Source organism: Alteromonas sp. ABH4_452 (assembly GCF_056311825.1).
Map to the genome: position 1 here is coordinate 319,017 of NZ_CM149973.1, position 21,136 is coordinate 340,152.

Here is a 21,136-nt window from a genome sequence, read left to right on the forward strand (position 1 = left end):
GCGAAACCATGAAATACAGCGAACTCTTTTGCCAAAGTAACTATAGCTTTCTTTGTGGAGCCTCCTCTCCTGCAGAGCTTGTGACCACCGCGTCTTTTCTTGGCTACGACGCGCTTGCCATTACCGATGAATGCTCAGTAGCGGGTGTGGTACGAGCTTTCGATGAAATTAAGCATCAGGGTCTACCTATCAAGCTTATTGTTGGCAGTTACTTTGTATTTGATGACACCTTATCTTTTGTACTGCTGTGCCCGAACAAACCAGCCTACAGCGAACTGTGCCGAATTATAACGAACGCGAGACGTCGCTCTGAAAAAGGAGAGTATCAACTGGCCGAGTGGGACTTACGTACCATTCGTCACTGCAAATTCATTTGGCTACCTAGCGGAAAAGAAGCCCACGACAAACATTGGGCTGAGTGGCTGCAAAAACACCCTAGCATTGATGCCTATATCGGTGCTCAGCGTCTATTAGACGGGCAGGATCATCAGAGGTTTGCGCACTACAACCATTTACAGTCTGCCTACCCCTTTCCGGTTATTGCCTGTACCGGTGTACTTATGCATCACGCTGACAGGCTACCGCTTCAACATGTTTTACATGCTACACAACAGCATACCAGTGTAGATAAAATAGGCCGGGAAGCATTGAGTAACGCAGAACGTAGTCTGCGAACCGTACAAAAAATTAAGAAGCTTTACCCTGAGAAATGGATAGCCAATACCAATGCCCTAGCCCAGGTATTCACGTTTTCTTTAGAAGAGTTGCGCTATCACTATCCTTCGGAACTGGTGCCACAGGGCTATACACCCACATCGTATTTACGGGAGCGCGTAGAAGCCGGTATTAAAGTGCGCTTTCCTGAAGGTATAACCTCTGAAATTCGCCAAATTATAGAAAAAGAACTAACACTTATTGCCGAACAAGAATACGAGTATTTCTTTTTAACCATTTACGACATTGTTCAATTTGCTAAGCAGCAGCGCATTTTGTACCAAGGACGAGGGTCGGCAGCTAACTCTGTAGTGTGCTATTGCCTAGAGATAACGGCTGTAGATCCAAGGCAAATAAGCGTACTGTTCGAGCGTTTCATATCTAAAGAACGTAACGAGCCGCCCGATATTGATGTGGATTTCGAGCATCAGCGCCGTGAAGAGATCATTCAATACATTTATCAAAAGTACGGCAGAGAAAGAACCGCTATCGCGGCTACCGTTATTTGCTACCGCTTTAAATCAGCATTTAAAGATGTGGGTAAAGCGCTTGGCTTTAGCGAGTCACAACTTGATTTTGTAGTTAAACAAATCAATCGTCGAGACAGCGTTATTCCGTGGAAATCTCAGCTAGCGGGGCTTGGGTTAAACCCTGAGGAGCCTAGAGTACAGCAGTTAATTACCCTTACCGAAGCTTTACTAGGCACGCCCCGACATCTGTCGCAGCATGTAGGCGGTTTTGTTATTAGCGCAGGACCGCTTTACGACCTTGTACCCGTTGAGAACGCCGCAATGGAAGACCGTACCATCATTCAATGGGATAAGGATGACATTGAAACCTTGGGCTTGCTAAAAGTAGATGTGCTGGCGCTAGGGATGCTAAGCGCTATTCGTCGTGCATTCTCTCTTATCAATAAACAATACTCTGTTGAAACCAGTATTCCATTTATCACTAAGCTCGGAGATGACAAACAGGTATTCGATATGATCTGTCGTGCCGATACCGTAGGCGTTTTTCAAATAGAATCACGGGCTCAGATGTCTATGCTGCCAAGGTTAAAGCCCCGCCGCTATTACGATTTGGTCGTACAAATAGCCATTGTACGGCCAGGCCCGATTCAGGGCGATATGGTCCACCCTTATTTGATACGTCGCCACGGCAACGAAACCATTAGCTACCCATCTAAAGATGTGAAAAAGGTGCTCTCTCGCACTATGGGTGTGCCTATCTTTCAAGAACAAGTGATTCAACTTGCTATGGTTGCCGCTGGCTTCAGTGGCGGAGAAGCCGATCAGTTGCGACGCGCTATGGCTAGCTGGAAAAAAGACGGCAGAATTTTTGAGTTCAGAGATAAGCTCATTAAGGGTATGACGGATAAAGGTTATGAAAGTACGTTCGCTCATAACTTATTTGAACAAATCAAAGGCTTTGCAGGGTACGGTTTTCCCGAGTCTCACTCAGCGTCTTTTGCGGTATTGGCTTATGTGTCTTGCTGGTTGAAATTTTACTTCCCCGTAGAGTTTTACGTGGCGCTATTAAATAGCTGGCCCATGGGGTTTTATTCTCCTTCTCAGTTAGTTCAAGACGCTAAGCGCCATCATATACGGGTGGAGGCGCCCTGCGTGAACCAGTCAAACACAGAGCACACTTTGATTGTAAAAGGCCAAGAAAAGTACATACAACTTGGTCTTAAGCTTATTAAAGGTTTAAGTGAAGCGTCGTCCCAGATTATTGTGGAAAACCGTACAGCAAAAGGCTACAACAACGTTGAACAGTTACAGCAGCTTTCGCTTAAAAGTAATGAGCTAGAGGCACTTGCCAGCGCCGATGCGCTTCGTACTATTTCAGGGAACCGGTACGAAACTCGCTGGCGAATTATGGATACACAAACGCGTTTACCGCTATTTGATACCGATGATTTTTATGCAGATAAAAGTGCCGCCCCCCTTGGCGTTAAACCTTCTGAAGCAGAAAACTTACTTGAAGATTATGCCTCGACAGGCTTGTCTGTAAATAACCATCCTATTTCATTGCTTAGGCAACAACATGAGCTTAAAGACATAAGCTGGTCAAATTCACTTAAAGACAAAAAAAATAAGTCATTAATTAAAGTACTTGGGGCAGTAACTGGTCGACAGGCCCCAGGTACTGCCGCAGGCGTTACCTTTCTAACTTTAGAAGATGATATAGGCAATATGAATGTTGTGGTATGGCAAGCTACGGCGCGAGCTCAGCAACAAACTTTCTTGAAAGCTAAGCTTCTTCAAGTTAACGGCATTATTGAACGCTCTAAAGAGGGGGTTATTCACATTATAGCGGGTAAGCTTATCGACCGTACACCTTGGCTCGAAAAGCTGACATTAAACTCTAGAGATTTTCACTGAATTTTTTACAGCGGCAAAGTAATAGATTATGGTGTGGATAATAGTGATTGTTTAATTAATAACTTCCTTTTCGTGAAGCAACATTCGAATAACTCTGCTTTACCTGTAGATAATTGTTGTCATTTTTGGAGTATTAAATGATGCGATGGATTGCGCTTTTTATTATTTTCTCATTTAGTCTTAATACTTACGCAGATAAATATATAGTTGGCGCACAAGATTTAGCTTACTTCCCTCACTACGATTTTTCTTCGCCTGTAGATAAAGGCGTAGCCTGGTCAATTCTAGAAACGTTTTCTGAAGCTTCTGGGCACGAATTTATTTATTTGAGTTTGCCTATAAGACGGCTTCAACTCGAGTTGGTTAAAGGTAATGTTGATTTTGTATACCCTGATAACAGAGGCTGGTATAACAGCATCACCACATCAAGCGATAAGCATTTTTCACTTCCCTTAACCAATGCAGTAACAGGAACTATCGTTAAACAGGAAAATGTTGGACAAGGTATTGATGAGATAAAGCATCTAGCCATGCCACTAGGTTTCACACCAGTAAACATACAAAAATTACTTGGGTTACGAATATACAACAGGGCTTAGCCCTTCTATACCAAGAGCGCGTCGACGGGTTAGATTTGGAATACTTTGTTAGTCAAAGATCCGCACCGCTAGCGTATGAGAAAGACGCGTTTACTTTAGATTTAACGCTTCCTCATAACGAAATCCCTTTTTCTTTATCTACTCTTTATCATAAAGACATTATTAGTGAACTGAATGATTTCATATCCTCAAACCCCGAATTAATTGATAGTATAAAAGCGAAATACGGAATAACGCCTTTTAAGCAATTGTCTCATCAGCTTCTTAACGAACAAGGATTGGAAATTGAAGAGGTTTGGAAATAATAAAAACGCGCTATGGAAACCCTTGTAAAAACTTCAATAATGTCAGTAATGTAGACTTTATAAAACTTAATCCCTTCTTATTCTAGAGCCCTATCCGACTGAAATAACAACCTTTTTTTGGTTGGATAATTTTTTGCTTGTTGATTACCAGATCAAGGAGCAATTATGAAACACTTATCACTACTTTTATTTTCTTTTTTAATCATTTTTAGCGCTAATAGCGCGCAGGCAAGGCAAACTGTCAGTGTCGACTATATGCACGGATTTGATGATATCGACGGTATGCGCTTCGCATACAGACCACTTGAACAAACATTAGCGACAGATTGGTTTGGCGACATTAAGCTTTACTGGGAAGTGAGCGCCGTTGTTTGGGAATATGGCGAGAACGATACACATAGTACTAGTTATGGCGCATCACTGACGCCTGTTTTTATGAAACAGGTAACCACACTATATGACAAGTATCCTGTATATATAGAAGCAGGTATTGGCGCAAGCTACATTGGCGATCAAAAAGTGGCTGGTAAAGATATTGGGTCTAACTACCAGTTTGAAGACAGATTAGGTGTGTTTGTAGAGATCGATAAGAAGCAACATGTTGCGCTGCGTTACATGCACTTTTCAAACGGTGGCTTTAACAACGATAACCCAGGATTAGACTTCCTAAACCTATCCTACGCCTACCACTTTTAAAGAAATGGGGTCAGTGTCGTGGCTCTGACCCCACTATTTTCTTTCGTCTAAACGCAAAAACCCGCCGTTAGGCGGGTTTTTCTTAATGGAACCTGGCAGTGTCCTACTCTCACATGGGGAAACCCCACACTACCATTGGCGCTAATACGTTTCACTTCTGAGTTCGAAATGGTTTCAGGTGGTACCGTATCGCTATGGCTGCCAGGAAAAACTGGTTTGCAGTAGCGTTTACTGCGTAAAGCTGATATTTATCAACTTCACTGAATTCTGCTAGCTTACATACATGGATGCTATAGCTTCTATATAAAGCAAAAAACCCGCCGTTAGGCGGGTTTTTTTAATGGGACCTGGCAGTGTCCTACTCTCACATGGGGAAACCCCACACTACCATCGGCGCTAATACGTTTCACTTCTGAGTTCGGAATGGATTCAGGTGGTACCGTATCGCTATGGCTGCCAGGAAAAAACTGGTAACAATTTGGGAAAGTTTGATATTAATTCAATCAGTGAGTAACTACTTTTCACTCTACTTGCTGCTCTTTATCAGAGCTTAGCTTGTCTACAACACTTCCAAAAGCCTAAAGCTTCTTGGGCGTTGTATGGTTAAGCCTCTCGGGCAATTAGTACAGGTTAGCTTAACGCCTTACAACGCTTCCACACCCTGCCTATCAACGTCATCGTCTATAACAACCCTTCCAGAACTTAAAGTTCAGGGATGACTCATCTTTGGGCCGGCTTCCCGCTTAGATGCTTTCAGCGGTTATCCGTTCCGAACATAGCTACCGGGCAATGCGATTGGCATCACAACCCGAACACCAGCGGTTCGTCCACTCCGGTCCTCTCGTACTAGGAGCAGCTCCCATCAATCATCCAACGCCCACACCAGATAGGGACCGAACTGTCTCACGACGTTCTAAACCCAGCTCGCGTACCACTTTAAATGGCGAACAGCCATACCCTTGGGACCGACTTCAGCCCCAGGATGTGATGAGCCGACATCGAGGTGCCAAACACCGCCGTCGATATGAACTCTTGGGCGGTATCAGCCTGTTATCCCCGGAGTACCTTTTATCCGTTGAGCGATGGCCCTTCCATACAGAACCACCGGATCACTATGACCTACTTTCGTACCTGCTCGACGTGTCTGTCTCGCAGTTAAGCTAGCTTATGCCATTGCACTAACCTCACGATGTCCGACCGTGATTAGCTAACCTTCGTGCTCCTCCGTTACTATTTGGGAGGAGACCGCCCCAGTCAAACTACCCACCAGACACTGTCCACAATCCCGATAAGGGACCAATGTTAGAACATCAAACATACAAGGGTGGTATTTCAAGGACGGCTCCACACAATCTAGCGACTGTGCTTCAAAGCCTCCCACCTATCCTACACATGTAGGTTCAATGTTCAGTGCCAAGCTGTAGTAAAGGTTCACGGGGTCTTTCCGTCTAGGTGCGGGTACACAGCATCTTCACTGCGATTTCAATTTCACTGAGTCTCGGGTGGAGACAGCGTGGCCATGGTTACACCATTCGTGCAGGTCGGAACTTACCCGACAAGGAATTTCGCTACCTTAGGACCGTTATAGTTACGGCCGCCGTTTACCGGGGCTTCGATCAAGAGCTTCGTCCGAAAACTAACCCCATCAATTAACCTTCCGGCACCGGGCAGGTGTCACACCCTATACGTCCTCTTACGAGTTTGCAGAGTGCTGTGTTTTTAATAAACAGTCCCAGCCACCTGGTCACTGCGGCCTCCATTTGCTTACCACGTAAAGTGTTCACAAACAGAGGCGTACCTTCTCCCGAAGTTACGGTACAATTTTGCCGAGTTCCTTCACCCGAGTTCTCTCAAGCGCCTTAGTATTCTCTACCTGACCACCTGTGTCGGTTTGGGGTACGGTTCATATAATCATAAGTTTAGAAGCTTTTCCTGGAAGCAGGGCATCAACAACTTCACTCCCTTGGGAGCTCGTCTCGTGTCTCGGCCTTGAAAACCCGGATTTACCTAAGTTTTCAGCCTACGCACTTTCACTTGGACAACCAACGCCAAGCTTGCCTAGCCTTCTCCGTCCCTCCATCACTGATTATATAAGTACGGAAATATTAATCCGTTTCCCATCGACTACGCATTTCTGCCTCGCCTTAGGGGCCGACTTACCCTGCCCTGATTAGCATGGGACAGGAAACCTTGGTCTTCCGGCGTGGGAGTTTTTCACTCCCATTATCGTTACTCATGTCAGCATTCGCACTTGTGATATGTCCAGCAAGCTTTACAACTCACCTTCATCCACTTACACAACGCTCCCCTACCCAGCATGTAAACATGCTGCCGCAGCTTCGGTATATTGCTTAGCCCCGTTACATCTTCCGCGCAGGCCGACTCGACTAGTGAGCTATTACGCTTTCTTTAAAGGGTGGCTGCTTCTAAGCCAACCTCCTAGCTGTCTATGCCTTCCCACATCGTTTCCCACTTAGCAATATTTTGGGACCTTAGCTGGCGGTCTGGGTTGTTTCCCTCTCCACGACGGACGTTAGCACCCGCCGTGTGTCTCCCGGATAGTTCTCATTGGTATTCGGAGTTTGCAAAGGGTTGGTAAGTCGGGATGACCCCCTAGCCTTAACAGTGCTCTACCCCCAATGGAATTCGTCCGAGGCTCTACCTAAATAGATTTCGGGGAGAACCAGCTATCTCCCGGTTTGATTGGCCTTTCACCCCCAGCCACAAGTCATCCCCTGACTTTTCAACGTCAGTGGGTTCGGTCCTCCAGTTGATGTTACTCAACCTTCAACCTGCTCATGGCTAGATCACCGGGTTTCGGGTCTATACCTAGCAACTAAACGCGCAGTTAACACTCGCTTTCGCTACGGCTCCGCTATTCGCTTAACCTTGCTACTAAATATAAGTCGCTGACCCATTATACAAAAGGTACGCAGTCACCCCGAAGGGCTCCCACTGCTTGTACGTATACGGTTTCAGGTTCTATTTCACTCCCCTCACAGGGGTTCTTTTCGCCTTTCCCTCACGGTACTGGTTCACTATCGGTCAGTTAGGAGTATTTAGCCTTGGAGGATGGTCCCCCCATATTCAGTCAAGATAACACGTGTCCCGACCTACTCGATTTCACTGTAAAGATTGCGTCGTGTACAGGGCTATCACCTTGTATCGCTCCTCTTCCCAAAGGATTCCACTACATTCAATACAGCTTAAGGGCTGCTCCCCGTTCGCTCGCCGCTACTAGGGGAATCTCAATTGATTTCTTTTCCTAAGGGTACTTAGATGTTTCAGTTCCCCTCGTTCGCTTCGTTAACCTATGTATTCAGTTAACGATACCTGTAAACAGGTGGGTTTCCCCATTCGGACATCTGTGGCTCAAATGCATTTTGTCGGCTCACCACAGCTTTTCGCAGACTTACACGTCCTTCATCGCCTCTAACTGCCAAGGCATCCACCGTATACGCTTCGTCACTTAACCATACAACCCCAAACAGCCTTTTGACTTCTGTCTAAGTTATGTTGCATGCATGACAAGCTAATCGGAAGAATTGCCTTGCTATCAATAAATTGATAACAAGAAATTCAGTCAAGTAGAGTAAAAAGTTCATCTTTCGATTTCTCAGTTACTCAATTTTGATTGATTACTATTAATATCAGCTTTCCAAATTGTTAAAGAACATTAGTGTTTCTAAAAACACTAATTAATGATGCGATCATTAATTAGCATTCTATGTCAAAACAACTACCACTTTAGCGAGCAAGTAAATTGTCAGGAAGGTCCCCTTCCGGTTAAGCAATTTACCGCGACACTCGCGAAGCGAGTCTATAAATAAACAAAACAATCTGTGTAGGCACTGCATCAAGTGCGTCTTTCGACGTAATGGTAAGGAGGTGATCCAACCCCAGGTTCCCCTAGGGTTACCTTGTTACGACTTCACCCCAGTCATGAAACACAAAGTGGTAATCGTCCTCCCGAAGGTTAGACTAACTACTTCTTTTGCATCCCACTCCCATGGTGTGACGGGCGGTGTGTACAAGGCCCGGGAACGTATTCACCGCAGTATTCTGACCTGCGATTACTAGCGATTCCGACTTCATGGAGTCGAGTTGCAGACTCCAATCCGGACTACGACATTCTTTAAGGGGTCCGCTCCACATCACTGTCTCGCTTCCCTCTGTAAATGCCATTGTAGCACGTGTGTAGCCCTACACGTAAGGGCCATGATGACTTGACGTCGTCCCCACCTTCCTCCGGTTTGTCACCGGCAGTCTCCTTAGAGTGCCCAACTTAATGCTGGCAACTAAGGACAAGGGTTGCGCTCGTTGCGGGACTTAACCCAACATCTCACGACACGAGCTGACGACAGCCATGCAGCACCTGTGTCAGAGTTCCCGAAGGCACCAATCTATCTCTAGAAAGTTCTCTGCATGTCAAGTGTAGGTAAGGTTCTTCGCGTTGCATCGAATTAAACCACATGCTCCACCGCTTGTGCGGGCCCCCGTCAATTCATTTGAGTTTTAACCTTGCGGCCGTACTCCCCAGGCGGTCTACTTAGCGCGTTAGCTTCGCTACTCACGACTTAAAGTCACAAACAGCTAGTAGACAGCGTTTACGGTGTGGACTACCAGGGTATCTAATCCTGTTCGCTACCCACACTTTCGCACATGAGCGTCAGTCTTTGGCCAGGGAGTCGCCTTCGCCACTGATGTTCCTCCAGATATCTACGCATTTCACCGCTACACCTGGAATTCCACTCCCCTCTCCAAGACTCTAGTCTGCCAGTTCTAAATGACCATCCCAGGTTGAGCCCGGGGCTTTCACATCTAGCTTAACAAACCGCCTGCGTGCGCTTTACGCCCAGTAATTCCGATTAACGCTCGCACCCTCCGTATTACCGCGGCTGCTGGCACGGAGTTAGCCGGTGCTTCTTCTGTTGTTAACGTCACGGCTAGCAGGTATTAACTACTAACTTTTCCTCACAACTGAAAGTGCTTTACAACCCGAAGGCCTTCTTCACACACGCGGCATGGCTGCATCAGGGTTTCCCCCATTGTGCAATATTCCCCACTGCTGCCTCCCGTAGGAGTCTGGGCCGTGTCTCAGTCCCAGTGTGGCTGATCTTCCTCTCAGAACAGCTAGAGATCGTCGCCTTGGTAAGCCTTTACCTTACCAACTAGCTAATCTCACTTGGGCCTCTCTTTGCGCCGGAGCCGAAGCCCCGTTTGGTCCGTAGACATTATGCGGTATTAGCAGTCGTTTCCAACTGTTATCCCCCTCGCAAAGGCAAGTTCCCAAGCATTACTCACCCGTCCGCCACTCGTCAGCGAAGTGCAAGCACTTCCTGTTACCGTTCGACTTGCATGTGTTAGGCCTGCCGCCAGCGTTCAATCTGAGCCATGATCAAACTCTTCAATTAAATATATCGAAATATGAATCGTCGTTGTGACACTCTTAACGAGTGCCCACACAGATTGTCTTGTCTAAATTGTTAAAGAACGTTGCGACTTCGTCGCAATTCACTAGAAGCCGTTGCTTCTTAGTGACTCACCCTGTTCGAGTGAGGTGCGCATTATACGCTGGAAGTTTTTGTTGTCAACACTTTTTGAAAATTTATTTTCTGAAGCGTTTCTTCTAAACTCCCGTCTTTACTGGCCTATATAGGTAGTAGAGACTTACTTCAGGAGGGTTGCTGTTTTGCTTTTCCCCCGAAGCGGATGCGCATTTTAGGGAAATGAGCGCTCACGTCAACACTTATTTTAAAAAAAGTGTCATATTAGCTTTGAACGCTCAAATTACCCGCAACATGAACTTTATTTGAACAATTTAAAGCTCTCAAGCTAAAGGACTGGTATCTATCTAACTATAAGAATGTATTTATCGAACTGTGGTATATGCCCGTTCGGATACTGATATTAGCTTTAAGTTAGAAAAAAATAACTTCATGCGTATGCCATAATCCTTTTTAATCAGTCATATGATTCATAATGATTAACAGCGGCAGTGTCATTACTCCCCACACTTAGATAAACTACGGACAATAACCTGCCGATACTTGCTTTCAATTTTGTCAGTATATAAGCATCTGTTAGCGGGACTTGGAAACGTAATACCAAATATTGCTTAACTACATTATATAGAGGTCTATCACGCATTATGAAAACGAGCGTCATTTTTACAACTTATAATTCACCCGCGTGGTTAGAGAAAGTACTATGGGGGTTCTTCGAACAAACCGCAGATGATTTCGAAATTGTTATTGCGGATGACGGCTCTCGTGAAGACACTAAAGCACTTATCCAACGTCTTAAGCAAGAAACAGATATACCTATCAAACACGTTTGGCAAGAAGACGATGGTTTCCAAAAGTGCCGTATTCTGAATAAAGCCATTGTAGCCTCTGAGGGCGAATACTTAATTTTCACAGATGGCGACTGCATTCCTCGAAACGACTTTGTAGAGCAACATCTAAGACTATCAGAGAAAAATACCTATCTTTCTGGTGGGTATTTCAAATTACCCATGAGTGTAAGTAAAGCAATCACACGTGAGGATATCGTAAGTCAGCGAGCATTCAATGTGGATTGGTTAGTTAGTAAAGGTTTAAAAAAGACGCATAAAACGATGAAGCTCACTGCAAGAGGAGCCTGGGCAGAGTTTTTAAATAAGATAAGCCCAGCTCGCCCGACTTGGAATGGACATAGCGCTTCATGTTACAAAGAGCACATTCTGGCCGTAAACGGTTTTGAGGAAACTATGCAATATGGTGGTCAAGATTGTGAATTTGGCGATCGATTAGTTAACTATGGCCTAAAAGCTAAACGCATACGTTATTCCGCTGTGTGCATACACCTTGATCATAAACGTGGATATGTTACGCCAGAAATGCTACAGAGAAGCAAAGCAATACGTGAAGATACAAAGAAGAATAAAGTAATAAAGGCACGTGTAGGAATAGAAGAATCATCACACTAAAACGGTAATAAACAAGAGTTGCGCTAATGCATAAACCAATTGATAGTTTCAAAGGTGTCTCACCTACTTTAGGAAAGAATGTCTATATTGATGACTCGGCAAGGATAGTCGGTGATGTAGTATTAAAAGATGATGCCAGTATTTGGCCATTGGTTGCTGCACGCGGTGACGTGAACAAAATTCGTATTGGCGCCCGTTCTAATATTCAAGATGGCAGTGTTTTGCACGTTACACGTAAATCAGAGAAAAACCCTGATGGATTTCCACTTATTATTGGTGACGACGTTACCGTTGGGCACAAATGTATGCTGCATGGCTGCCAATTAGGTAATCGTATTCTGGTCGGTATGGGCGCTATTGTAATGGATGGTGTTGTTGTTGAAGACGATGTGTTCATTGGCGCAGGTACATTAGTACCGCCAAACAAAAGATTAGAGAGCGGATTTCTTTACGTTGGAAACCCCATGCAAAAGAAAAGACCGCTCAACGACGCTGAAATGGCATTTCTAAAACAGTCTGCCGTGAACTATGTGGTATTAAAAGATGAGTACCTAGAAGAAGCGAACTAGTTTCGCTTCTCGCCTTGCTCTACGATAGCCCTGACACGTTTTACAATATCTGAAGTATCGGGGCGCTTTTGTGTCCATATATAGAAAGCTTCTGCCGCTTGCTCAACCAGCATCCCTAACCCATCTATTTGCGTTTTGACACCAAGCTCGGCCGCATCTCTCATAAACCGCGTGGGCGAGTTTTTATATACCATGTCGTACACCACTTCACAGTGTTGTAAAACACCATCAGTTAAACTACACGGCAACTCGTTGCTTAGACTAGCAGCTGTTGAATTGATAATAATATGAGGTGCTATCGTTGCAATGTCCTCAAGTGCAACCACCTGCACTTTTGGGTTCGATGCAGCGTTTGCTACTTTTTCAGCTTTGGCTTTCGTTCTGTTAGCAATGGTTAGCGAAACAGCGCCCGCTTTTAATAACGGAGTGATCACACCCCGGGCTGCACCGCCGGCACCGATAAGCAACACGCGCTTATCTTTAATCTCCACGCCGCTATTTAGTAAATCGTTTACTAGCCCAACACCGTCTGTGTTGAACCCTAATAGTTCACAAGTGTCACTATTCATTAGGGTATTAACAGCTTGTGCATCTTTAGCTGCTTGGTCATCTACCTTTGCTAAGTTAAAGGCATCAAGCTTAAAAGGCATGGTAACATTGCAACCTACAACACCTTCTTGAGCTAAAAACGCTTTAGCAGCTTCAATAAAACCATCTTCAGGCGCAAGTATCTTTTCATAAGAAATCTTTTCTCCAACTTGATCAGCAAACATTTGATGAATAGTTGGTGATAAACTCTGTGCAATAGGATTTCCGAATACAGCGAATTTTTTCATGGGAATACGAGACTTATTTAATATAAAGAAGAAAAGCGATAGTCGTGCTTCGCAGAGTACACCATATGAGCGTATAGGTGGAGAGGAGAAAGTACGGGAATTAGCAAATACGTTTTACGACATTATGGAGACCGACCCATTAGCAAATGAACTACTTGCTATTCACCCTCAGCCATTAGACAGAATTCGTCATGTATTCTTTTTATATTTGAGTTTATGGCTGGGTGGTCCTGATGATTATCAGCAGCAATTTGGACACCCCCGTTTGCGTGCACGCCACCTTCCCTACACAGTAACACCAGAGTTAAAAGCACAGTGGATGTATTGTATGCGAAAAGCCATGTTTAAAACGGTAGAAGATATCGCTTTAGCTCAAAAGTTGATAGACGCACTTGATCAACTCGCCAATCACATGGTGAATACAAAATAAAAAAGCGCGTTGAAAGGATTAACCTTTTAACGCGCAACTCCCCTGTTACTGTCTACGCTCTTTATGGCGCATAAAGTAGTGCAATTGTGAAAGCCTCATAGTTAGTAAGGCGTGAAACTAATAATTAGAATGTGTAACCCACCGATAAGGTATACACCCAAGGGTCTATTTCAATATCACTTACCTTTCCAGCAGCATCTCCCACTTTAAAGGTGGCTTCTGTATCTATATCAATGAATCGAACCGATGCATTGACGTGCCATTTGGTATCAATTTGGTAATCCATTCCCACCTGAGCTGACAAGCCAAATGAATTATCAAGCGAAAGGTCGCTTAAGCCAGCTGTTTCATTCGCACCTGTAAACTCTTCATCAAAGATAAAGGTATAGTTGATACCTGCACCAATGTACGGCTGAAATGCAGAGCTGGCATCATTAAAATAGTAGTTTGCGGTAAGCGTAGGTGGAAGATGTGTGACTTCACCAAGCTGATTACCCGTCCCTAAGGGATCAGCAACAGAAAAATTAACGTCGTGCTTAAAGGGCGTTGCGGCAAGCAGCTCAATATTAATATTATCGGTAATAAAATACGCTATATTTAAACCTAACTGAGTATCGTTATCGATATTAAGGGCCACGCCAAGATCAGTTCCACCCGCTACGATGTTAGAAGTCGATTCGTCAGGAGCAACGGTAGTAAGACCGCCACGAACAATCCAGTCGCCCTGTTGATGAGCGTTAGCTAGAGGTGAAAGTGCAGCAAGTGTAAGACAAAGTGCAGATGCAGATAAAAAGTGTTTGCGCATGATGTGTCTCTTTTGTGTTTAACTAAGATGGCGCTACTTTACGCCCTTGGTTAAGAGAAACATTGATCCAGCGCAAGCTTGATAACTCACTGAAACAAAGATGATATTCGGACTTGATGCAGATCAAAAAAACGCCGCATTGATGTTAATGCGGCGTTTTTTAGTCATTGAAGATGAGTGCTGTTATAGACGGTACGCTTTAGAATTTAAGCGCAGCCTTAGTTAACTAATTGATCACCAGTCAGTAGGCTTTAACCAGTCAGTTAACTTAGCTTCAGCGCTACCCGGTGCGGGTGTATAGCAATACTCCCAGCGGGCTAACGGCGGCATCGACATTAAAATAGACTCTGTGCGCCCTCCGGTTTGTAATCCAAACAGGGTACCCCGGTCGAATACTAAATTGAATTCGACGTAGCGACCTCGGCGATAAAGTTGAAAATCACGCTCTCTTTCGCCGAAATCGGTTTGCTTACGACGTTCAACAATAGGAACGTAAGCGTCGATGAAGCCATTACCAACAGCCTGCATAAACGCAAATGACTGTTCAAAGCCCCATTCATTCAGGTCGTCAAAGAATAAACCGCCCACTCCGCGAGTTTCATTGCGATGCTTTAAGTAAAAGTAGTCGTCGCACCACTTTTTATACTTAGGATAAACATCATCGCCAAACGGCTTACATAATTTCTTCGAGGTATCATGCCAGTGCACAACGTCATCTTTGAACGGATAAAACGGCGTTAAGTCAAAACCACCACCAAACCACCAGATAGGTGCTTCACCTTCTTTTTCCGCAATGAAAAAGCGAACATTAGCGTGTGACGTTGGGACATAAGGGTTATGGGGGTGAATAACAAGTGACACGCCCATTGCTTGAAAATTTCTTCCCGCAAGCTCAGGACGATTTGCCGTTGCTGATGCAGGCATTTGGCTGCCAAACACGTGTGAAAAATTAACGCCGCCTTGCTCAATCACAGCACCGTTTTTTAAAACTCGAGAGCGACCCCCGCCGCCTTCTTCACGCTGCCAACTATCCTCGACAAACTGACCTTTTCCGTCGGCGAGCTCGAGGGTTTGGCAAATGGTGTCCTGAAGCCCTAGTAGATAGCTTTTTACTTGCTCTATTACTTCAGCGGCATTTTTACCGTCCACTAATTCTGCTGATGTCATGCTCTTATTACCTCTGCTGTATCACCATCGCGAATGGTACTGGGTTTAGTTGCACCACCTACTGCACCGTCAACGTAGAAAACGGAATCAGCGAATACGGCTTTTGCCTCTTCAGTAGTGGTGGCTGGCGGTTGACCGGTTAGGTTAGCACTTGTAGAAACAAGTGGCTTCCCTAACTTATTGCACAGCTCTACTACTACTGGATGATTAGTTACGCGCACTGCTATTTTACTATGCTTACCGGTTAACCAAACAGGCGCCGATGACGACTTAGGTAATAGCCAAGTGTTAGGGCCAGGCCAGCTAGAGAAAATATCGGTACGACGATGAGGTTGGATGGCATTGTCGTTAACATAGGGCAATAGCTGACTGTAATTAGCAGCTATTAAAATAACGCCCTTTTCTACCGGTCGCTGTTTTATCTCTAACAACGCATTTACCGCTGCTTCGTTGTCCGGGTCACATCCAATGCCCATTACCGCTTCGGTTGGATAAACGATTAAACTTCCCGCTTCAAAAGCGGCAACAACAGGGTCTACTTCAGACGAATTAGCCTCAACGGGTGTAAACGTATTCACGTTCCCATTTTGGGTATCAGACATGGTTTTGATCTCTACGTATAGTTCTTCGTGTAGTTCTTTGTATAGTTACTTTTTAAAGCCACAAGTAGGCTGAGGGCACTGTAACTGTCCCTTTTTATCTATCAATACTCCCCAACCGCAGTCTGGGCAGCTTTCATTTACCGGCGTGAAATTTAGCACATATCGACATTGTGGATAATGGTTGCACGCAAAAAACTGTTTACCGTATTTGTTAGTACGCGAGATCAGGTGCCCTTTCTTGCATTTTGGGCAATCTACCAAGGTGTCTTCTTTTTCTTTAATAGGCTCTATGTGATGGCACGTAGGAAAATTTGTACAGCCAATAAACATACCGAATCGCCCTTTTTTTATAGCAAGGTCAGAATCACATTCGGGACAAGCTATGCCATCTAAGGTTTTAAGAATGGTAGTTTGTTTATCGTGTAGCGGCTTACTGAAGTTACATTCCGGGTAGCCTGTGCACCCAATAAACGGGCCTGATTTACTGTTCTTTATATGAAGGGGCTTGCCGCACTCGGGGCAGTCTCCGAAGTTATCATCAAGAGCATGCTCGTGTGCTGAAAAAAGTGAGTGGTCTATTTTAGACATGTATTAGACGTTAAGGCCTTAACGCGCTGCGATTTCACAGCGCATTTTGTAAGTAAAGATTCAAATATCAGTGACTATGACTGCATTAATGCAGCACGCCATCTGGCTCTTCGAACAAAAGATCTTCCATTTGAGCGTAGGCTTTCTCTTTGCCAGGTACGTTGAATAGTACCATTAGCACAACCCACTTCAGGTCTTCTAAACAGAATTCATTGGAATCGATTTCCATAACCCGGTCTATCACCATTTCACGTGTAGACGCATCTAGTACATTGACCTGTTCTAAGAACATAAGAAAACCACGACATTCCACATCTAAACGCATCTGTTCTTCGTGGGTGTAAATGCGGCTTAAGCTGGTGCTAATCCCTTTACAAAAATACGGTTTTATATCCGTTTCCTGCAAAGCCGCTAGCTTTTCTAACCATGCGAGGGCTTTATAAATCTCATCGTGATGGAAACCTGCGCGCACAAGCTCTTCCGTTAACTCGTCTTGATCAACACGAATTTCCGTTTCACTGTGAATGAAGTTTTCAAACAGATACATGAGGATATCGAACATATTATTTTCCCCTCAATTTAACGTAACCACCAGGGACAGCGGCTACTAAACCACGCAACTCATATTCTAATAATGATGCCATTGCTTGCGATACTGATAAGGCATTACGCTGGGCTATAACATCAATAGCGGTGATGTCATAATCCACACTAGCTAATAATTTATCGGTTGCCAAGCTATTCGCTGCACTTTTTTCGTTTTGCTCGTTTACATCCAAGCCCAATTGCTCAGGCTGAAAACCAATTTCATCAAGAATATCGTTAATATTAATTACTAATTTGGCGCCCTGTTGGATTAACCAATGGCAGCCTTCTGAGTACGCGTGAAAGATACTACCAGGCACAGCGAATACTTCTCGCCCCATATCTGCGGCCAAATTCGCAGTTATCAAGGTGCCACTCTTAATTTTTGCCTCTACCACCAAGGTTCCAAGTGATAACGCAGCGATAATTCGGTTTCTGCGGGGAAAGTGCCAGGGTTTAGGCCCCTGCCCTGGAAAAAACTCTGTGACGGTAACGCCCTTGTCATTATTTATTTCCTCGTAGAGCTTGTGATTTTTAGCGGGGTAGACCTTTTCAGGCCCCGTGCCCATCACTGCGACTGTTCCTGTATTTCCTGACAAAGCGCCTTGATGCGCGGCACTATCAATGCCCATAGCAAGGCCACTTGTTATTGCAACCCCGTTATTAGACAACCCTAATGCAAATTCACTGGCGATACGCTTACCCTGTATGCTAGCCCTTCTGCTGCCCACAATGGCAATTTGTGGGCTTCGCAGCAAAGTACTATCACCCGTGGCAAATAGTACTAGGGGTGGACTATCCAGTTGCTTTAACCATTGGGGGTAGTATGAAGACGAATAAGAAATAATGTGTCTATTATCAGCCGATTGTTGCCATGAGAAGGCAGCATCAATAAGGGGCTTTGATATTTGATTTACGAGCTGTTTTACATCGTCGGGAAGCGATGATGCATTACCGACTAAATCAGCAGGAGATAGTTGATAGTGTTCAAGGGACTGTAGCCAGATTTTAGGGGAGATGCCCTGAGCCGATGCTAGTGCTATCCATGCAAATAGCTCGCTGTTTGATTGAGAAGTATGCTGTTTCATTGTCGCTCCTTTGAAAGCGACAATGAAACCTATAGCGTCTAAGGCTTAGCGACAATAAAGCCGCGCTTAATTCCTCTATTCGCTCGTGTTATTAATCCATAGCTTGCCGCATCGAATGTTTTAAAAACAATCACTTCACCTACTTTGAGCGCGGGTTGTGCTACCGTATCGATAAACCACTCACCACCGTTTTTAGCACCGGGTTCATCCACGTAACGCGGGCTATCTTCATCAATAATGGCTGGGCCTTGAGCATACAGCCCCAATACTGTGCCTGGTGCTACATCCATTGCACCAAGGTCAACAATGACAACGTCATATTTGCCAAGTAAGTCGTGATCATGCAAATCACCCACGACTGCTCCTCGTTGTGAGGTAGCAGGCGTAAGCTCGAAACCTTCTGGATGAGTAAAGCCACCGGCCATCAATTTGTCACCACGTTTTGCTTCTTGATTGGCGTCATCAATAAACAGCAGCATGGTATCGTCTGCCTGGTCTTTCTCTACCAACGAAGCATTAGATATATGAGTGACCTGAATGCCCAGCGTTTCTCCATCTAGGTTTTTGATAGTAGCGTGCTTTCTAATCACTCTGTACTGATCGTCAGTACTGAATTGTTGCTGGCTAAGCACAAAGTCATCTGAAGCAAACCTTACATTTCCGTCTTGGTTACCTAGGAGTCTAGGTAAGGCTGAATAGTCGTCTTCGTCTAGCAACATATGCTGTCTAACAAAAGGAGATATAGTAGTCCAAGACAGGACGTCAACAGGTTTTGGCTTTATTCGCTTATCGGTGGACGGAGACAGGTTGTAGGCTAGCTTGTCGCGTTTTACGCTTAAGACAGGCTTACCATCAATGTAACCTACAACGATGACATCACCGGGATAGATAAGATGAGGGTTATCTATTTGCGTATTCGTTCGCCATAGCTCTGGCCATAGCCAAGGCTCGTTTAGAAAAATACTCGCAATTTCCCATAGGGTGTCGCCACGCTTCACCGTATAGGTTTCAGGCGCAGTGTCTTTTAATTGAAGCGCGAACGCAGGCAAAGACAAAAGCACTCCAAGAATAAATATTGCTGCACGACGCGCGTATGTTAATCGCTTTTTCAAATTGACCACCTGCAAATTATTCACTGTCATTTATTGTTGATTTTTCAGACAATAGCACTATATCGGCAGAAGTACGTATTCTTATAGGGTTTAGGCAAAAAACTGCACGAAACCACCCGATATACGTTAGAATAGTAACTTAATAAGCACTGTAAAGCGTGCTGGCAATTAGATCGTATATGAATTTATACAGCGAAAAGGTGAAGTAAGCGAGAAATGGCAATTTTAGACGTATTAAGTTTTCCTGATGAACGTCTTCGCACGGTAGCTAAACCCGTAGAAGAGGTTAACGACGAAATCAAACAGTTGGTATCGGACATGTTCGAAACCATGAAAGACGAGAACGGTATTGGCCTTGCAGCGACGCAAGTTAATCGCCACGTTCAAGTTGTTGTAATGGACGTATCGGAAGATCAAAACGAGCCTCGCGTATTTATCAACCCTGAAATCATTCGTAAAGATGGCTCCACGATTAGCGAAGAAGGCTGTTTATCAGTGCCGGGTAATTACGCCAAAGTTGAGCGCGCCGAAGCAATTACAGTAAAAGCGCTAGATCAAAATGGCGAAAGCTTTGAGTTGGATGCAGAAGGTTTGTTAGCGATTTGTATTCAGCACGAGCTCGACCATTTAAAAGGGAAGCTTTTTATCGATTATCTATCGCCACTTAAGCGCCAACGTATCCGTAAGAAGCTTGAGAAAGAAGCGCGTCTTGCCGCAAAAGCCTAGGGAATAACGTGACAACTCCATTAAAAGTGATTTTTGCCGGTACTCCGGATTTTGCAGCTAAACACCTATTGGCGTTGCTAGAGAGTGAGCACGAGGTTATTGCTGTCTACACTCAGCCTGATAGGCCCGCCGGACGAGGTAAGAAACTCACAGCCAGTCCAGTTAAAGTGCTCGCTGAAGAAAATGCCATTCCTGTGTATCAGCCTCAGTCGTTAAAAGCGCCAGACGCACAAGAAGAGTTAGCCTTGCTAAATGCCGATTTAATGGTGGTGGTTGCTTATGGCCTAATATTGCCTACTGCTGTGCTTAATGCACCTAGACTAGGTTGTATTAATGTCCACGGTTCTATTTTGCCAAAGTGGCGTGGCGCAGCTCCAATTCAGCGCGCTATATGGGCGGGTGACGCAGAAACCGGCGTAACTATAATGCAAATGGATGAAGGTTTAGATACCGGCGATATGCTTCACATAGCCACATTACCTATTACACCTGAAGACACCAGCGCCACTTTGTATGAAAAGCTTGCAGAACTAGGGCCACAAGCGTTAGCTGAAGTCGTCGATAACTTTGAAAACTATACGCCCACCAAACAAGATGATTCTTTGGCTACCTATGCGAAAAAGCTTTCTAAAGAAGAAGCGCTTATCAATTGGGCAGACGATGCCGAGCAAATAGAACGAAATATTCGCGCCTTCAACCCTTGGCCGGTAGCGTGGATGAAGGTAGAAGATCAGAATGTGAAGGTGTGGTCAGCTACCGTTGTAACACTAGATAAAGAGGTTAAGCCAGGTACTATAATCAGTGCTAATAAAGAAGGCATAACCATAGCAACAGGGCGCGATGCACTTTGCATCACATCACTTCAAATTCCAGGTAAAAAGGCGCTACCAGCGTCAGACGTCATCAATGCTCGCCAAACGTGGTTTGAAGTGGGTCGTTGTCTGACACAAACGGACTAAA

General features: G+C 44.8%; 17 protein-coding genes and 4 rRNA genes. 9 read left to right on the plus strand and 12 right to left on the minus strand.

Annotated elements, in window-relative coordinates:
- The first annotated feature begins 8 nt into the window (after positions 1-8).
- From ACYX4N_RS01370 to ACYX4N_RS01385, 4 genes are all read left to right on the plus strand, one after another.
- On the plus strand, positions 9-3,098 hold the full coding sequence (locus tag ACYX4N_RS01370) for an error-prone DNA polymerase (protein WP_476055363.1): 3,090 nt from the start codon (positions 9-11) through the stop codon (positions 3,096-3,098).
- A 137-nt stretch (positions 3,099-3,235) separates the two neighbouring features.
- Complete coding sequence (locus ACYX4N_RS01375) at positions 3,236-3,697, plus strand: hypothetical protein (protein ID WP_476055364.1); 462 nt, start codon at positions 3,236-3,238, stop codon at positions 3,695-3,697.
- A 35-nt stretch (positions 3,698-3,732) separates the two neighbouring features.
- On the plus strand, positions 3,733-4,002 hold the full coding sequence (locus ACYX4N_RS01380; RefSeq protein WP_476055365.1) for a hypothetical protein: 270 nt from the start codon (positions 3,733-3,735) through the stop codon (positions 4,000-4,002).
- 165 nt (positions 4,003-4,167) lie between these two features.
- Positions 4,168-4,698, plus strand: a complete 531-nt coding sequence (locus ACYX4N_RS01385; protein WP_476055366.1) for an acyloxyacyl hydrolase — start codon at positions 4,168-4,170, stop codon at positions 4,696-4,698.
- A 90-nt stretch (positions 4,699-4,788) separates the two neighbouring features.
- Here ACYX4N_RS01385 and rrf (ACYX4N_RS01390) read toward each other — a convergent pair.
- The 4 genes from rrf (ACYX4N_RS01390) to ACYX4N_RS01405 all read right to left on the minus strand — a co-directional run bounded on the left by rrf (ACYX4N_RS01390) (position 4,789) and on the right by ACYX4N_RS01405 (position 10,112).
- Positions 4,789-4,904: ribosomal RNA gene (gene rrf / locus ACYX4N_RS01390) — 5S ribosomal RNA — on the minus strand.
- A 139-nt stretch (positions 4,905-5,043) separates the two neighbouring features.
- Positions 5,044-5,159, minus strand: a 5S ribosomal RNA gene (gene rrf, locus ACYX4N_RS01395).
- A 138-nt stretch (positions 5,160-5,297) separates the two neighbouring features.
- A 23S ribosomal RNA gene (locus ACYX4N_RS01400) occupies positions 5,298-8,173 on the minus strand.
- 406 nt (positions 8,174-8,579) lie between these two features.
- Positions 8,580-10,112, minus strand: a 16S ribosomal RNA gene (locus ACYX4N_RS01405).
- The 16S, 23S and 5S rRNA genes sit together here, the layout of an rRNA operon.
- 737 nt (positions 10,113-10,849) lie before the next feature.
- Between ACYX4N_RS01405 and ACYX4N_RS01410 the strand changes: the two genes are divergently transcribed.
- Together ACYX4N_RS01410 and ACYX4N_RS01415 are read left to right on the plus strand one after the other, a co-directional pair.
- Complete coding sequence (locus ACYX4N_RS01410) at positions 10,850-11,668, plus strand: glycosyltransferase family 2 protein (protein ID WP_476055367.1); 819 nt, start codon at positions 10,850-10,852, stop codon at positions 11,666-11,668.
- Positions 11,669-11,694: 26 nt separating this feature from the next.
- Positions 11,695-12,237 carry a gamma carbonic anhydrase family protein gene (locus ACYX4N_RS01415; RefSeq protein WP_118490975.1) on the plus strand — a complete coding sequence of 181 codons (543 nt, stop codon included), beginning with the start codon at positions 11,695-11,697 and terminating at the stop codon, positions 12,235-12,237.
- Here the strand turns inward: ACYX4N_RS01415 and aroE are convergent.
- The gene (gene aroE, locus ACYX4N_RS01420) at positions 12,234-13,073 is read right to left on the minus strand and encodes a shikimate dehydrogenase (RefSeq protein WP_476055368.1); all 840 of its coding nucleotides are present in this window, start codon (positions 13,071-13,073) and stop codon (positions 12,234-12,236) included. The genes ACYX4N_RS01415 and aroE overlap by 4 nt on opposite strands.
- On the opposite strand from aroE, the gene ACYX4N_RS01425 reads away from it, so the two are divergent.
- Positions 13,072-13,503, plus strand: a complete 432-nt coding sequence (locus tag ACYX4N_RS01425) for a group II truncated hemoglobin (protein WP_474856776.1) — start codon at positions 13,072-13,074, stop codon at positions 13,501-13,503. The genes aroE and ACYX4N_RS01425 overlap by 2 nt on opposite strands.
- A gap of 124 nt (positions 13,504-13,627) precedes the next feature.
- Here the strand turns inward: ACYX4N_RS01425 and ACYX4N_RS01430 are convergent, their stop codons facing one another.
- The 7 genes from ACYX4N_RS01430 to ACYX4N_RS01460 form a co-directional block, all read right to left on the minus strand.
- Positions 13,628-14,308, minus strand: coding sequence for an OmpW/AlkL family protein (locus ACYX4N_RS01430; RefSeq protein WP_476055369.1), 681 nt, complete (start codon positions 14,306-14,308; stop codon positions 13,628-13,630).
- Between the two features lie 234 nt (positions 14,309-14,542).
- Positions 14,543-15,475: an oxygen-dependent coproporphyrinogen oxidase gene (hemF, locus tag ACYX4N_RS01435; protein WP_476055370.1), complete on the minus strand. Its 933-nt coding sequence runs from the start codon at positions 15,473-15,475 to the stop codon at positions 14,543-14,545.
- Complete coding sequence (gene tsaC / locus ACYX4N_RS01440) at positions 15,472-16,077, minus strand: L-threonylcarbamoyladenylate synthase type 1 TsaC (protein WP_476055371.1); 606 nt, start codon at positions 16,075-16,077, stop codon at positions 15,472-15,474. Before tsaC ends, hemF begins: the two co-directional genes overlap by 4 nt.
- A 45-nt stretch (positions 16,078-16,122) precedes the next feature.
- The gene (locus tag ACYX4N_RS01445; protein WP_474856773.1) at positions 16,123-16,665 is read right to left on the minus strand and encodes a DNA topoisomerase family protein; all 543 of its coding nucleotides are present in this window, start codon (positions 16,663-16,665) and stop codon (positions 16,123-16,125) included.
- 85 nt (positions 16,666-16,750) lie between these two features.
- Positions 16,751-17,227, minus strand: a complete 477-nt coding sequence (locus ACYX4N_RS01450; protein ID WP_014947732.1) for a DUF494 family protein — start codon at positions 17,225-17,227, stop codon at positions 16,751-16,753.
- Position 17,228: 1 nt separating this feature from the next.
- Positions 17,229-18,338 carry a DNA-processing protein DprA gene (gene dprA / locus ACYX4N_RS01455; RefSeq protein ID WP_476055372.1) on the minus strand — a complete coding sequence of 370 codons (1,110 nt, stop codon included), beginning with the start codon at positions 18,336-18,338 and terminating at the stop codon, positions 17,229-17,231.
- 38 nt (positions 18,339-18,376) lie between these two features.
- Positions 18,377-19,450 carry a LysM peptidoglycan-binding domain-containing protein gene (locus ACYX4N_RS01460; RefSeq protein WP_476055373.1) on the minus strand — a complete coding sequence of 358 codons (1,074 nt, stop codon included), beginning with the start codon at positions 19,448-19,450 and terminating at the stop codon, positions 18,377-18,379.
- Between the two features lie 216 nt (positions 19,451-19,666).
- Between ACYX4N_RS01460 and def the strand changes: the two genes are divergently transcribed.
- Complete coding sequence (def, locus tag ACYX4N_RS01465; protein ID WP_014977863.1) at positions 19,667-20,176, plus strand: peptide deformylase; 510 nt, start codon at positions 19,667-19,669, stop codon at positions 20,174-20,176.
- An 8-nt stretch (positions 20,177-20,184) separates the two neighbouring features.
- The gene (fmt, locus tag ACYX4N_RS01470; protein WP_476055374.1) at positions 20,185-21,135 is read left to right on the plus strand and encodes a methionyl-tRNA formyltransferase; all 951 of its coding nucleotides are present in this window, start codon (positions 20,185-20,187) and stop codon (positions 21,133-21,135) included.
- The last annotated feature ends 1 nt before the right edge of the window (position 21,136 follow it).

Coding starts and splice junctions, on each gene's coding strand:
- ACYX4N_RS01370 (WP_476055363.1), top strand. CDS start 9: ATGAAATACAGCGAACTCTTTTGCCAAAGTAACTATAGCTTTCTTTGT.
- ACYX4N_RS01375 (WP_476055364.1), top strand. CDS start 3,236: ATGATGCGATGGATTGCGCTTTTTATTATTTTCTCATTTAGTCTTAAT.
- ACYX4N_RS01385 (WP_476055366.1), top strand. CDS start 4,168: ATGAAACACTTATCACTACTTTTATTTTCTTTTTTAATCATTTTTAGC.
- ACYX4N_RS01410 (WP_476055367.1), top strand. CDS start 10,850: ATGAAAACGAGCGTCATTTTTACAACTTATAATTCACCCGCGTGGTTA.
- ACYX4N_RS01415 (WP_118490975.1), top strand. CDS start 11,695: ATGCATAAACCAATTGATAGTTTCAAAGGTGTCTCACCTACTTTAGGA.
- ACYX4N_RS01425 (WP_474856776.1), top strand. CDS start 13,072: ATGGGAATACGAGACTTATTTAATATAAAGAAGAAAAGCGATAGTCGT.
- aroE (WP_476055368.1), bottom strand. CDS start 13,073: ATGAAAAAATTCGCTGTATTCGGAAATCCTATTGCACAGAGTTTATCA.
- ACYX4N_RS01430 (WP_476055369.1), bottom strand. CDS start 14,308: ATGCGCAAACACTTTTTATCTGCATCTGCACTTTGTCTTACACTTGCT.
- hemF (WP_476055370.1), bottom strand. CDS start 15,475: ATGACATCAGCAGAATTAGTGGACGGTAAAAATGCCGCTGAAGTAATA.
- tsaC (WP_476055371.1), bottom strand. CDS start 16,077: ATGTCTGATACCCAAAATGGGAACGTGAATACGTTTACACCCGTTGAG.
- ACYX4N_RS01445 (WP_474856773.1), bottom strand. CDS start 16,665: ATGTCTAAAATAGACCACTCACTTTTTTCAGCACACGAGCATGCTCTT.
- ACYX4N_RS01450 (WP_014947732.1), bottom strand. CDS start 17,227: ATGTTCGATATCCTCATGTATCTGTTTGAAAACTTCATTCACAGTGAA.
- dprA (WP_476055372.1), bottom strand. CDS start 18,338: ATGAAACAGCATACTTCTCAATCAAACAGCGAGCTATTTGCATGGATA.
- def (WP_014977863.1), top strand. CDS start 19,667: ATGGCAATTTTAGACGTATTAAGTTTTCCTGATGAACGTCTTCGCACG.